This is a genomic window from Terracoccus luteus (assembly GCF_003635045.1).
In the GTDB taxonomy this organism is placed as follows: Bacteria; Actinomycetota; Actinomycetes; order Actinomycetales; family Dermatophilaceae; genus Terracoccus; species Terracoccus luteus.
Genome location: NZ_RBXT01000001.1, coordinates 3,129,055 through 3,141,642, shown reverse-complemented (window position 1 = coordinate 3,141,642; position 12,588 = coordinate 3,129,055). Strand labels below are relative to the sequence as shown.

The window sequence follows — 12,588 nt, the reverse complement described above, 5'->3', positions numbered from 1 at the left end:
TCGTGAGGTGAGCTCCCAGTTCGGAGCCCCTCAGACGTTCCGCCAGATCCGGGACGCAGCCGCCAGCGCCAACGTGCTCGGCGAGAAGGTGACCGTCGAGGCCGCCAAGGCCCTTGCCGAGTCGTTCGGCGAGGCCACGTACGACTACGCCACCCAGACGTGGCACTGGGACGAGTCCACCTACCGGGTGCTCGGCCTGACCAACGACGGCGGGGACCCGTACGAGCTCATCTTCTCGAGGATGCTGCCCGACGACCGCGACCGCATCGCGACCGAGCTGCAGGCTGCGATCGACAACGCCGTCGGCCTGTCGGGGCAGTACCGCTTCCGCGACGACGCCGGGCACATCCGCTCGATCTCGTTCATCGGCGACGTCGAGAAGGACACCGCGGGCAACCCCGTCACGTTGCGGGGCCTCGCGTTCGACGTCACCGAGCAGGTGCGCCTCGCCGCGACCGAGGCCGTGCAGTCGGCCACGCGCAGCCGCGCCGCCATCGAGCAGGTCAAGGGCGCGCTCATGCTGAGCTACGGCCTCGACGACGCCGCCTCGTTCGCGATCCTCGCCCGCTACTCCCAGGCCAGCAACCTCAAGCTGGCCACGATCGCGCAGCGCGTCGTCGAGCAGATGGGCCAGAAGCGCGAGAGCAGCGTGACGTTGCTGCAGATGCTGGATGCCGCGGTCGTCGTCTCGTAGGTGAGCCGGCGCCCGCCGTGGCGGGCGCCGACTCACCTGGCCCGACCGGGCCGGGTCTCGGCCGGTCGGTCGGTCTCGACGTTCTCGACGGTGTCGAGGGTGGTCATCCCACCCGGGTCAGCAGCGCCTTCATCCGCGTGATCTCGGCCGTCTGCGACGTGATGATCTGCTGCGCCAGCGCCGTGGCGTCGGCGTTCTGCCCGTCGGTGGTCTCGGTGCGCGCCATCTCGACCGCGCCCTCGTGGTGCTTCACCATCATCTCGAGCCACATCCGGTCGAAGTCGGTGCCGGCGGCCCGGCCGAGGGCCGTCATCTCGTCTGCGCTCATCATGCCGGGCATGTCGCCCATCGAGCCGTCCGAACCCATGTCGTGGCCCTCGTGGCCGGTCGCCGTCGACCCGTCGGAGTTCGTCATCCCGTTCATCTCCGAGTCGTCCGTCGGTAAGACGTCCCACGCGGTGAGCCAGCCGCGCATCGTCTCGATCTCGGGACCTTGGGCCGCCCCGATCTGCGACGCGAGCTGCGTGACGTCGGCGCTGGAGGCCGACTTGGCCGCCATCTCCGACATCGTCACGGCCTGCTCGTGGTGGGGGATCATCATCGAGGCGAAGGTGGCGTCGGCGTCGTTGTGCGCCGACGTCGCGTCCGTCCCGGTCTGCGTCCCCGCCTGGGTCCCGGCGGTCGCCGAGGCGGACGGTGCCGCGCCCATGCCGGGCAGGGAGCCGTGGTCGCTGCCGTGGTCTGCCGACCCGCAGGCGCCGAGGGCGAGGGCGGCGACCGCCAGCCCCGACAGGGTGAGGGCGCGCGTGGTCGGGCGGTGGTGCGTGTGCTTCATGGTGGGTCCTCTGGAGTGCGAAGTGGTGTGGGTCGGAGGGCGCGCCCGTGTCCGGGCGCGCCGACGAGCCCTCTCAGGTCCGCAGCACGCAGAGGGTCAGCCGCAGCGGTGGCCTCGGCGGCGGCGACCGCCCGGTGCCGACTCCGACCGGCCGGAGCAGACGGGCCGGCATCAGCCGGGCCAGCCTGTGCGCGAGGCGCCGGACCCTCGGCCGGCGCAGCAGCAGAGGCAGCAGCAGCACCGCGAGGCACATCGCCGCCATCGCGTGTCCGAGCGACCCGGCCGCCTCCGCCGTGGGTGTCGCCGGGGCGGTGGGCGCCACGACGTCGGATGCCGGGTGGTGGCCGTCCGCGGGCACCGTGGTCGACGTGTGGGGGGCGCCGGCGGCATGCAGGTCGTGCGTCCCCGGCCCGTGTCCGACGCCGAGCGAGTGCATGAGCACGACGGCGGCAACGAGCAACAGCACCCGGGCGCCGAGCAGGGCCGGCCTGAGCAGGCGCGTGGTCGACGCGCGCGTCGTTCCCGGTCGTCGCACTGCGGCTCCTCACCCGGCGTCGTGCTGCTCGTCCGTCACCTCGAGACTAACCGCGGGCGCCGACGGTGGTCGCGGCTCGGCGGCCGCATCCACCGGTCGTGGGGCTCGGTCTGTGGCCCCTCGGCAGGTACGTTCCTGTCATGGAGGGCGGTCGCGACCAGTCGGGCGGTGAGACACGCCCCGACACGGGCCGGCCGCCCACGGACGAGCAGCCGCAGTTCTTCGGCCGGCACCCGACCCTGCCGCCGCGCCCGCCGGTGCCGGACGACAAGGTGCACGGCGACGAGGTCCCCGGCACCGGCCGACCGGCGATGCCGCCGCCGCACGCTCCGACGCCGGTCGAGCTGCAGGACCCCGACCCCGACTACCCGGTGCGGCGCCGTCGACGCGGCGTCGCGTGGCTCGCCATCGCGGCCCTCGGTGCGGGAGGGATCGCCACGGCGGCGAATGCCGGCTCCATGTTCCGCTCGGAGTCCGTCCGTGGCTCGGTGACCGGTGACGTCCGCGCCCTCATCGTGACGACCACCTCCGGTGACGTCGACGTCCGCGCTGACGGAGAGGCGGGCGTCGTGCAGGTCGAGCGTCGCTTCTCCGGCGGGCCGGCCGAGCGGCTACCGGCAGTCGACGCGGGTTCGCTCGAGCTGGGCAATGCGTGCCGCCAGGGGGGCGCGGGCTGCGACACGGACTACACCGTGACCGTTCCGATCGGCACCGCGGTGACGGTCAGGACGGCCTCCGGAGACGTCGAGGTGAGGGGTCAGACCGGTGCCGTGTCGGTCAAGACGACCTCGGGGGACGTGACCGGCAATTCATTGTCCGCGGCCAGTGCCGACATCACGACGACGAGCGGCGAGGTCGAGCTCGACACGAGGTCCGCCTCAAGTCAGCTCAAGGTCGACACGACCTCGGGCGACGTCGACGTCACGGTCCCGCAGGACGTGCCCTACCGGGTCAGGCTGGAGTCGACGTCGGGCGACTACGACCAGGGCATCCTCGACGTCCCCTCGAGCCCCCGCCTGCTGTCGGTCACAACGACCTCGGGCGACATCACCCTCGAACAGTGACCGCCCGCCACCCGGCGGGTGACGGGCGGTCCGTGACCCGTGCCGACCGACGGCCACGGTGTCAGCTGGGGCTGCCTGCCGGCGCGTCGTCGTCGAAGGCGGAGTGCCGGTCGTCGGGCACGTCGCCCGGCGAGCCGGCCGTGCGGGGGACCTCCGAGGCGGGCCGCCCGGTCGTCATGTCCCGGCCTTCGGCCGCGACCCGGTCGCCGGTCTCGACGAGCTTGTCCAGGCCGCGGTCGACCGACGCCCGCACCTTGTCGACCGTCTCGGCGTGCTTGCCGCCGGTCTTCTCGTCGACGGTCGCGCCGGCCTTGTCGAGCTGCGCGTCGAGCTTCTCGCGGTTCTCCGCCGCGTAGCCCGCCACCATGCCGACGGCCGCCTTGACGACGTCGGTCACCGCGTCGCCGAGGTCACGCGCCTTCTCCTGCAGGTGCACCTCGTCGGCCTTGCGCTTCATCTGGTCTCCGAACGACACGTCCGCTCCTTCGTCGTCGAGCGCCCGTGACGGCTCACGGGCCGGGGCTCTCCGCTGCCACCAGAGTGCTCGGGGCGGCCACCCGCCCGCAACCGGGGTCGACCCCGACCCGACCCCGAACCGCCCCCGAGCCGTCGGCCCGACCCAGCCGAGCCACCGGCCGAACCCCCGGCCGAACCGCGGCCAAACCCCCGTGCGAACCGAGGCGTTGCATCGTTCAACCAATGCCGCAACGCCCCCCTGTCACGACGACCGCCTCACCGACACTGGTCTCCGGTCGTCGGCGAGGGGCCGTGTGACATGGGGATGGCGCCGCTGCTGCGGTGCGACTGGTCGCTCTGTCGGAAGAGCCGACCGGCACAAGGCAGCCCCCTCGCCGACGGCCGAACCAGAGGGGGAGCAGTCCGGGCGGTCGTGGGGTCGACCGCCCGGGGTCCTCACCCCTGCGTCCCGAACGTCACGTCAGCGCGTCGGCGGCACCAGCTCCCAGTGCAACCCGTCGCCCCACGAGCCGTCGGCCAGCCGGTCGACCTTGCGCTCGCGGCCGAACACCGTGAACCCGGCCGACTCGAGCACCCGGTTGCTCGCCGCGTTGTCGGCCGCCGTCTCGGCGACGAGCCGGCCGCAGCCGAGACCCCCGTCGCCGGCCGGCCGCAGGGCGTAGGCGACCGCGAGGCGCGCCGCCTCCGTGGCCACCCCACGACCGCGCGCACCAGGGTTGAGCTGGTAGCCGAGCTCGGCCGTGTCGCCGATCGCCCCGTCGCGCGAGAACAGCACCACCGAGCCCAGGGCCCGGTCGGTCGACGCGTCGGCGACGCACCACTCGACCGCCTGCCCGAGCGACATGCGCTCGCGGCGCACCGTCAGCCACGTCGCGAAGGTCGCGGCGCTGAGCACCGAGCGACCCGGCATCCAGTGCTGCGGGTCGTCGTCACGCGGCTCGAGCGCGGCCCCGTCGTCGCCACGCCACGGGCGCAGCCGGATGCCGTCGCCGTCGAGCACCGGGGGCACGACCCACGGTGCGCCCGGGGCGAGCGCGTCGTCGGGCCCGAGGCTCGCGTGCCACGCGTCGAGGGCGGGCCCCGTGCGGTCGGCCGGGTCGACGTGCGTCTGCGGCAGGGACCCGTGGAAGGTGAAGCCGCACGCCCACGCCACCCGGCGCGAGCCCCAGTTGCCGACGACCGCGCGCCAGTGCAGCCGGGTCACCGGCACGCCCCACGGCCGGGTGTCGAAGGCGAGGCGCGCCACGAGCCGCACCGCGCGCGCCATGAGACCGTGCCCGCGCGCGGCGGAGTGAAGGGCGAAGCCGAGGGATGCCGTCGCGGGCGACTCCCCGGGTCGCAGGTCGATGGTGCCGGCGTAACGAGGGCTGCCGCCCTCGGGCGTCCACGCGATCGCCCACGAGCGGTCGGCGCCCGGTTGCTGCCAGTCGGCCCTGACCTGGGCGACTCGGTCGACGGCCATCTCGCGCGTGTAGCCGTGCGGCACCGTCGTGAACCGGAGCATCTCGGGGTCGGTGCACTGCTCGAGCAGCGCGTCGACGTCGCCGAGGTCGTGTGCCCGCAGGGTGACGACTCCGTCGGTGAGCACGGGCGCGACGCTCGCAGCGGCGTGGTCGACGTGGGTGTCGTCGGTGCGGGGGGCGTCGACGGCGGCGGCGGGCAGCTCAGGTCGTGACATGGTCACCACCCTGCCAACCGCGTCGGTGTGGTCGCCACCGGGTAAGCGTCGGAGGCGGGTCGACGTGGCCCGTCGACGGCGCGGGGGCGCTGGGTAGGTTGTGCGGACGGGGCGTCGACGACGGGCCCCGGGTCGGAGGGGGATCCGATGAGCCTCAAACGCGAGGCGGCGTGGGTGGTGCGCAGCGCGCGACGCGCCGCCCGACCGGCCGTCAGCATGGCCGCGGTCGGTCGCGGCGGCGTCGACCCCGACGGCGTCGGCTACGCGCCGCACCACACCTCGACGGTGAAGCGGTGGGAGGAGGCCGCCTCCGACCTCACGTACTGGAACGTCCGTCGCTACGAGTTCCTCCTCGGCCTGCCGCACGGCCAGCTCACCTGCGCCGTCGACCATCTCGCGCGCTGGCGGCAGCCGGTGCGGCAGCAGGCGGTGCTCCGACCCCCCGAGGCGCGGCCGGTGGCCGAGACACTCGAGCTGCTCGAGAAGGCGCTCTCCACCGAGCGCATGACCGGCGCGGACTGGGACCTGCTCACCGACGACCTCGGTCGCATGCCCCACCCGCTCGTGCGCGACCGCGACTGGGAGGCGATGCTGCGCAGGCTCGTCGCCGAGTGCGTCGTCAACCTCGACGTCGAGTACCTGCTGCGCGACGAGGCCGCGGCGCGGCTGGCCGGCCACCCGCGCAGCGGCCAGATCGTCGCGCGGTTCGTGCGGTCGGTCATCGACGACCCCGGCTCGCAGTTCTTCAACGACACCCTCACGCTGCTGCAGTTCACCGACGAGCCCCAGGCCCTCGGCATCCTTGCCGAACAGCTGCGCGAGCCGGCGAACGACCACGCCCTGCGCGCCTGCCTCTTCGCCCTCACGACCCTGGCGCGAGGGCGTCGGCTGCCGCCGCAGTACCTGCGCGACGTCGTGCCCTCCGCGCTGCGCCTCGTGCGCGACACGTCGCTGCCGTACCGCGTCCAGCGCGGTGCGGCGAACGTCATCCGCTCCGTCGCGAGCGACGTCGGCGTCCAGCTCGCCACGGCCCTGAGCCTGGAGGACCAGCGGGCCGCGGCGTCGATCCTCTTGTCGGGCAGGGCGGTCGACCGCGACACGCTCGCGCGCATGAAGCGCGGGGTGCGTGCGCACATGGATGCCGGTGTCGCCGACACCTGGGACGAGCCCGAGCTCCAGCTGCTCGTCGACACCGCTCTGGGCTCGACCGACGAGCACGACCGCGGCATGGCCCTCAGCGTGCTCATGCTCGTGCCGCAGGGACACTGGGTCGGCCGGGCCCAGGCGCAGCAGCTTCGTGAAGCGCTCGCTGCCGACGACGACGTCGCCGCGCTGGAGACGCTCGCCGTGCTGTCGTGGCTCGTCCAGTCCGAGGACGCCCCGCTGCTCGTCGACCTCGCCCTCGACCCGACGCGCCCGGCCGCGCTCGCCGCAGAGGCGGCCACGGTGCTGGGCAACATCACCGACCGGGATGCCGGTCAGGCCGTCGACGCGGACCGTCGCCTCGCGCTCGGCATCTTCACCGCCCTGCGCGGCATCCCCGACGACACCCGACGCCTCGGCGCCCGCACCGGCGCGACCCCCGACGCGGTGCTGCGGGTGCACGGCTTCGCCTACGCCCTCGGCATGCGCGGCCGCTTCGACCTCATGGCCGGCATCCGGAACAGCCCGCTGCTCACCGATCACGAGTACGGGGCCGAGCTGGCCGGCATCCTCGACTACTGGCTGGACCTGCCCGAGCACATCCGGCCGCCGGCGGGGGAGCCGTGACGGGCGGCCCCGGCGGCGGCGGCCGCACCCACTAGCGTTGGGGCGTGGAGACGGACGAGGTGCTGACCCTGCTGCAGGACGTCGCGGAGCAGGTGATCAACCCGCGGTTCCGGTCGCTCCAGTCGGGTGAGGTGCACGAGAAGGCCCCCGGTGACCTCGTCACGGACGCCGACCGCGAGGCCGAGGTGCTCATCACCGCGGCCCTCAACGCCGCCTACCCCGACGCCGTCGTGCTCGGCGAGGAGACGCACTCGGCCGACCGCTCGCTCATGCAGCGGTACATCGCGGCCGAGCACGCCTTCACGGTCGACCCGGTCGACGGCACGAAGAACTTCGTCCACGGCTCGCGCGACCACGCCGTCATGGTGGCCGAGACGGTCGGCGGCGAGACCGTGCGCGCGTGGATCTGGCAGCCGCAGCACGAGCTGGCCTACGTCGCCGAGCGCGGCGCCGGGGTGTACCGCAACGGTGAGCGGGTGCCTGACCTCGCCGCGTCTGGCCCGGTCGACCTCGCCGGGTTGCGCGGGCACACGTCGCGCCGCTCGTGGATCGGCACGTCGCTCGGCGACCTGCCGCCCCTGCAGCTGACGTGGGTGTCGTGCGGCATCGACTACCCCAAGCTCGTCGAAGGTGAGGCCGACTTCGTCGTCTACCGCAGCGCCGCGCCGTGGGACCACGTGCCGGGCACGCTCATGCTGCGTGAGGTCGGGGGAGCCGTGTGCACGTCGGCCGGGCGGCCCTACGAGCCGCGGGACAACGAGACCGGCGGTCTCGTCGCCGCGGTCAGCCAGGAGGCGTGCGAGACCGTCACCCGGCTGCTCGCGCAGCGGCGCGCCCGCAAGGACGCCGCCCGCTGACGCTCGTCAGCCGACGTCCGTCACGCCTCGCCCGTCACAGCCCACTCGTCACCGAAGCGAGCACTCACCAGGCCTCGTCCGACGGGCGGCAGAAGCAGAACGGGTGGCCGGCGGGGTCGGCGTAGACCCGGAACCCGCGCTCGGGCCTCGGCTGCGGCGCCTCGACCGGGTCGAGCGCCGTGCCGCCCAGCTCGAGCACGCGCTCGTGCGCGGCTGCCACGTCGGTGACGACGAGGTCGAGGTGCACCTGCTGCTGGCCGTCGGGCCAGTTCGGCGACGCGTGGTCGGGCGCCAGCTGCGTGGCGATGCGGGGCCCGTCCCACACGACGTCGTACCAGTTGCCGCCGGGCTCGGGGTCGTCGGTGCCGTCGACCTTGCCGCCGAGCAGGGCGGCGTAGAAGCGCGCGACCCCGAGCGGGTCGGCGCAGTCGAGGGCGACGCAGTCGAACGTGATGCGGCCGTCGTCGGCCATGGGCACCTCCTCGTCGGGCGGGCGACCCGGCATCCGAGAACCACCGACGGTCCGTCCCGCTGTGCTGCGCCACCATCCTTGCAGCGGGCACCGACAGCGGGTATGCCTGCTGCGAACCATTCCACCGCGACGACAGGCTTACCGTGGACATCACCGACGTCATCCAGCACCAGCACAACGAGCAGCGGCGCATGTTCGCAGCCCTCGAGGAGTGGCCGCGCGACGACCACGAGGGCCTCGCCGCGGTGTGGAAGCGCCTGGCCATCCTGCTCGAGACACACGCCGAGGCCGAGGAGCGTTACTTCTACCCCGAGCTGCTGCGCCTCGGCACGGGCGGCGCCGACGCCGAGTCGGTCGAGGAGGAGGTCGAGGACGCCGTCCACGACCACAACGAGATCCGCGCGGCCGTGCGTCGGGTCGACGAGGCGGAGACGGGCTCCGACGAGTGGTGGACCGCCGTCGTCGACGCCAACGTGCACAACAGCGACCACATGGGTGAGGAGGAGCGGCAGGACCTCGCCGACTTCCGCCAGCAGGCGACGCTCGAGCTGCGGCACGAGATCGCGGTGTCGTTCCTGCGCTACGAGTCGCTCAAGGCCGCCACCGGCATCCCCTCGGTCGACAAGGACCCCGACGAGTACATCGACGAGCACCGCACCGACGCCCCGTCGGAGACGGCGCAGCGGGCGGCCCAGCTGGCCAAGGATTCCGCGACGACCGACCGCGCCGGTGACGGCCCCAGCCTCACGGCCTCCGAGGACGCCGACTGACCCTCACCCCCCGTCGAGAGGCCGAACAGAGGTCACCGAAAGGCCACTCCGCGCGGGCGCGCACCTCAATCGGGAGGCCACGTCGCGACGCTGCCCGACCCGTCGAGAGGCCATCTCCCGTCGTTCCACGACGTCGGGAACTGGTCTCTCGACGTTCAGGCCCAGGGCTAGGGGACGGCCCAGAACGTGCGCTGGTTCATGAAGGCGTGCAGTCCGGGCGCGGCCAGCTCGCGGCCGTGGCCGCTGCGCCGCGTGCCGCCGAAGGGCAGGCGAGGGTCGGAGGCGACCATCGCGTTGACGAAGACGGCCCCGGTCGTCACTTCGCGGGCGAGGTCGAGGGCCCGCTCGCGCGAGCCGGACCAGACGCTGAGGCCGAGCCCGAACGTCGTGGCCGCGGCGAGCTCGGCGGCGTGCGCGTCGTCGCGGGCGACGGCGACCGCCGCCACGGGCCCGAACGTCTCCTCGTCGAAGACGGCCATGCCGGGCGCGGTGGCGGCCAGCACGGTCGGAGCGTAGAAATTGCCAGGGCCGTCGATGGGGTGACCGCCCGCGAGCAGCTCGGCCCCGGCGGCCACCGACGCGTCGACCTGGCGCTGCAGCACGTCACGCAGGTCGGGGCGGGCCAGGGGCCCGAGGTCGGTGTGGTCGTCGGTCGGGTCGCCGACCCGCAGTGCGCGCACCCGGGCGACGAACGCCTCGGTGAAGTGCTCCGCGACCTCGGCGGCCACGACGAACCGCTTCGCGCAGACGCAGCTCTGGCCGGCGTTGGTGAAGCGGGCGCGCACCGCGACCTCGGCGGCACGCTCGGCGTCGGCGTCGGCGAGCACGACGAAGGCGTCGGAGCCACCGAGCTCGAGCACCGACGGCTTGGCGGCCCGCCCGGCCGCCGCCCCCACCGATGCGCCCGCCCGGTTGCTGCCGGTCAGGGTGACCCCGGCGACGCGGTCGTCGGCCACGACGGCATCCGTGACCCGGGCGACGTCCCGCTCGCTGACGACGAAGGTGCGGAACACGTGACGAGGCAGGCCCGCCCGCTCGAGCAGCGCCTCGAAGCCGAGCGCGCTGCCGGTGACGTCGGGCGAGTGCTTGAGCAGGATGCCGTTGCCGGCCAGGATCGCGGGCAGCGCGAACCGCATGACCTGCCACAGCGGGAAGTTCCACGGCATCACGGCGAGCACGGGGCCGATCGGCTCGTGCGTCACCCACGCGGTCGCGTCCGGGCCGACGTCGACGGGCGTCGGCGTCAGCAGCGAGTCGGCGTGCCGCGCGTACCACCGCGCCGTCGTCACCGACTTGTCGACCTCGGCCCGCGCCTCGCGTAGTGGCTTGCCCATCTCGGCAGTGATGAGCGCGGCGACGCTCTCGCGCTCGGCGAGCAGCCGGTCGGCGACGGAGTCGAGAGCGGCCCGGCGTTCCGTGAGCGGGGTGCGGCCCCACGCGCGCGCCGCGACGGCCACCTCGTCGAGGACGTGGTCGATCGACGCGTCATTCATCGCGTCGTACCTGGCCAGCTCGCGGCCGGTGGTCGGGTCGGTCGTGACGACTACGCTGCTCGTCTCGCTCATGGTGTCGCCTGCCCGCCGCGGTCGCTCTCGGACAGGTGCTCGAACGTCTCGCCCGTGGCGGTCATCGTGCGGGTCACGTCACGGCCGCCGTACACCCAGTAGATGCGCATCGTGCCCGCACCGCGGTTGACGAACCGGTGGGGGAGGCCGGCCGGCACCCACGTCGCGTCACCGGCCACGAGGTCGAAGCTCTCGTCACCGATCTCGGCTGTTGCCTCGCCCTCCAGCACGAGCACCGACTCCTCGACGTTGTGGCTGTGCAGGGGCAGGCCGGTGCCGACGGCGAACTGCGTCTGACCGGTCGTCACGCGGTTGGCCTCGCAGTTCCAGCGGCCGACGTAGGGGAGGGTGACGACGCCGCTGCCACGGTCGAAGGGCTCGACCTCGCCGGGTCGCACGAGCAGGCTGGGCGCAGCCGGATGCCGGGTGGCGGGGTCGTCGCTCATGAGCGGGCCTCCTGCGCGGTGTTGGTCTCGACGAGCTCCGTGCCGTCGTCGAGCCGGGCGACGAGGGCGTCGGTGAAGGCAGTGGTCCCGAGGGGGCCGCCGAGGTCCCGGGTGCGGGTTTCGGGCGCGGCCACCAGTAGCGCGACGGCGGCGTCGACGGCATCCGCCGCTTCGACGAATGCGACTCTGCTGCGGTCTTTCCCGCCCCACCAGCGCAACAGCATGGCGACGGACGCGATGAGCGAGACGGGGTTGGCGACACCCTGCCCGGCGATGTCGGGCGCCGAGCCGTGCTGGGCCTGGGCGACGCAGACGCGGTCGGCGGCGTCGACGCTGATCGATCCGCCGATGCCGAGGCTGCCGGCCAGCTCGGTCGCCTCGTCGGAGAGGATGTCGCCGAACATGTTGGTCGTGACGAGTACGTCGAACAACTGCGGGTCGCGGATGAGGCGGGCGGCGGCGGCGTCGACGATGAGCTCACGCAGCTCGACGTCGGGGTGCTCGGCAGCGACGGCCCGCACCTCGCGCAGGAACAGACCGTCGCTCAGCTTGAGCACGTTGGCCTTGTGCACCGCGGTGACGTGGCGGCGGCGCGTCTCGGCCAGCCGGAAGGCCTGTTCTGCGACGGCCCGGCACGCGGTGGCGGTCACCTTGCGTACGGCCAGCGCCGTGTCGGCATCCGTCATGAACTCGCCGGTGCCGGCGTGCATGTTGCGGTCGGCGTAGAAGCCCTCGGTGTTCTCGCGCACGATGACGACGTCGAGCGGCGCGCGCAGCACGGTGAGGCCCTCGACGCTGCGCGCGGGGCGGATGTTCGAGTGGAGGCGGAACCGGGTGCGCAGCGCGGCCGACGGGTTGACGCCGCCCTGGGCTGCGGGCGGGTAGTCGTAGTGGGAGACGGGGCCGAGCACGGTGCCGTCGGCGGCCGCGACCGCGTCGAGCACGCTGTCGGGAAGCGTGGTGCCGTCGGTGGCCAGCGACGCGAACCCGATTTCGTGGCAGTCGATCTCGAGCCCCAGACCGAACCGTCGGTCGACGGTGTCGAGGACACGCAGGGTCGCGTCGGTGATCTCCGGGCCGATGCCGTCGCCCGGCAGCACGAGCAGCCTCACGACGCACCCCCGCCGTGTCCGACGAGGAGGTGGCCGACGGTGTTGACCTGGCTGCCGGGTACGACGCATCGGTCGGCGGCCGCCCGCCAGACGGCGAAGTGGGGGGCGGCCCGGTGCGCCTCGAGCGCGTCGGCGTCGACGTAGACCTCGTGGAAGACGTAGTGCAGCTCGTCGTCGCGGTCACGGGCGACGTCGAATCGCAGGCAACCGGGCTCGTCGGCGAAGGTGCGCCGGGCGTTCTCGGTGATGGCGGCCACGAAGTCGGCGTGCCGCTCGGGGCGCACCTGCAGCGACACGGTCAAGGTCAGCACGG

14 protein-coding genes are annotated in these 12,588 nt (G+C 73.5%); 5 read left to right on the top strand and 9 right to left on the bottom strand.

Features of this window, described 5'->3' with window-relative positions; all coding sequences use genetic code 11:
- Window positions 1–7 precede the first annotated feature (7 nt).
- Complete coding sequence (locus DFJ68_RS14300; protein WP_170165783.1) at window positions 8–694, top strand: PAS and ANTAR domain-containing protein; 687 nt, start codon at window positions 8–10, stop codon at window positions 692–694.
- 103 nt (window positions 695–797) lie between these two features.
- Here the strand turns inward: DFJ68_RS14300 and DFJ68_RS14295 are convergent, their stop codons facing one another.
- Both DFJ68_RS14295 and DFJ68_RS14290 read right to left on the bottom strand, forming a co-directional pair.
- Window positions 798–1,529 carry a DUF305 domain-containing protein gene (locus tag DFJ68_RS14295; RefSeq protein ID WP_121034246.1) on the bottom strand — a complete coding sequence of 244 codons (732 nt, stop codon included), beginning with the start codon at window positions 1,527–1,529 and terminating at the stop codon, window positions 798–800.
- Between the two features lie 73 nt (window positions 1,530–1,602).
- Entirely contained in the window at window positions 1,603–2,064 is a 462-nt protein-coding gene (locus DFJ68_RS14290; RefSeq protein ID WP_121034244.1) for a hypothetical protein, read from the bottom strand.
- Between the two features lie 140 nt (window positions 2,065–2,204).
- Between DFJ68_RS14290 and DFJ68_RS14285 the strand changes: the two genes are divergently transcribed.
- The gene (locus DFJ68_RS14285; RefSeq protein WP_121034242.1) at window positions 2,205–3,128 is read left to right on the top strand and encodes a DUF4097 family beta strand repeat-containing protein; all 924 of its coding nucleotides are present in this window, start codon (window positions 2,205–2,207) and stop codon (window positions 3,126–3,128) included.
- Window positions 3,129–3,189: 61 nt separating this feature from the next.
- Here the strand turns inward: DFJ68_RS14285 and DFJ68_RS14280 are convergent, their stop codons facing one another.
- Window positions 3,190–3,603 carry an antitoxin gene (locus tag DFJ68_RS14280; protein WP_121034240.1) on the bottom strand — a complete coding sequence of 138 codons (414 nt, stop codon included), beginning with the start codon at window positions 3,601–3,603 and terminating at the stop codon, window positions 3,190–3,192.
- Between the two features lie 462 nt (window positions 3,604–4,065).
- The gene (locus tag DFJ68_RS14275; protein WP_121035400.1) at window positions 4,066–5,283 is read right to left on the bottom strand and encodes a GNAT family N-acetyltransferase; all 1,218 of its coding nucleotides are present in this window, start codon (window positions 5,281–5,283) and stop codon (window positions 4,066–4,068) included.
- A gap of 147 nt (window positions 5,284–5,430) precedes the next feature.
- Between DFJ68_RS14275 and DFJ68_RS14270 the strand changes: the two genes are divergently transcribed.
- Window positions 5,431–7,053 (top strand): hypothetical protein, encoded by a 1,623-nt coding sequence (locus DFJ68_RS14270; protein ID WP_121034238.1) that lies wholly within the window; start codon window positions 5,431–5,433, stop codon window positions 7,051–7,053.
- 44 nt (window positions 7,054–7,097) lie between these two features.
- Entirely contained in the window at window positions 7,098–7,910 is an 813-nt protein-coding gene (locus DFJ68_RS14265) for an inositol monophosphatase family protein (RefSeq protein ID WP_121034236.1), read from the top strand.
- A 64-nt stretch (window positions 7,911–7,974) separates the two neighbouring features.
- On the opposite strand, the gene DFJ68_RS14260 is transcribed toward DFJ68_RS14265, so the two are convergent.
- Complete coding sequence (locus DFJ68_RS14260) at window positions 7,975–8,382, bottom strand: VOC family protein (protein WP_121035399.1); 408 nt, start codon at window positions 8,380–8,382, stop codon at window positions 7,975–7,977.
- Window positions 8,383–8,525: 143 nt separating this feature from the next.
- On the opposite strand from DFJ68_RS14260, the gene DFJ68_RS14255 reads away from it, so the two are divergent.
- Window positions 8,526–9,152 (top strand): hemerythrin domain-containing protein, encoded by a 627-nt coding sequence (locus DFJ68_RS14255; RefSeq protein WP_121034234.1) that lies wholly within the window; start codon window positions 8,526–8,528, stop codon window positions 9,150–9,152.
- 167 nt (window positions 9,153–9,319) lie between these two features.
- Here the strand turns inward: DFJ68_RS14255 and DFJ68_RS14250 are convergent, their stop codons facing one another.
- Genes DFJ68_RS14250 through DFJ68_RS14235 form a run of 4 tightly spaced genes read right to left on the bottom strand, consistent with a single transcriptional unit; the run spans window position 9,320 to window position 12,586 of the window.
- Window positions 9,320–10,717, bottom strand: a complete 1,398-nt coding sequence (locus tag DFJ68_RS14250; RefSeq protein ID WP_121034232.1) for an aldehyde dehydrogenase family protein — start codon at window positions 10,715–10,717, stop codon at window positions 9,320–9,322.
- Window positions 10,714–11,163: a cupin domain-containing protein gene (locus DFJ68_RS14245; protein WP_121034230.1), complete on the bottom strand. Its 450-nt coding sequence runs from the start codon at window positions 11,161–11,163 to the stop codon at window positions 10,714–10,716. The genes DFJ68_RS14250 and DFJ68_RS14245 overlap by 4 nt, the downstream gene beginning before the upstream one ends.
- The gene (locus DFJ68_RS14240) at window positions 11,160–12,275 is read right to left on the bottom strand and encodes an isocitrate/isopropylmalate dehydrogenase family protein (protein ID WP_121034228.1); all 1,116 of its coding nucleotides are present in this window, start codon (window positions 12,273–12,275) and stop codon (window positions 11,160–11,162) included. Before DFJ68_RS14240 ends, DFJ68_RS14245 begins: the two co-directional genes overlap by 4 nt.
- A complete protein-coding gene (locus tag DFJ68_RS14235) occupies window positions 12,272–12,586 on the bottom strand; it encodes a putative quinol monooxygenase (protein ID WP_121034226.1) in 315 nt (104 codons plus the stop codon). The genes DFJ68_RS14240 and DFJ68_RS14235 overlap by 4 nt, the downstream gene beginning before the upstream one ends.
- Window positions 12,587–12,588 lie beyond the last annotated feature (2 nt).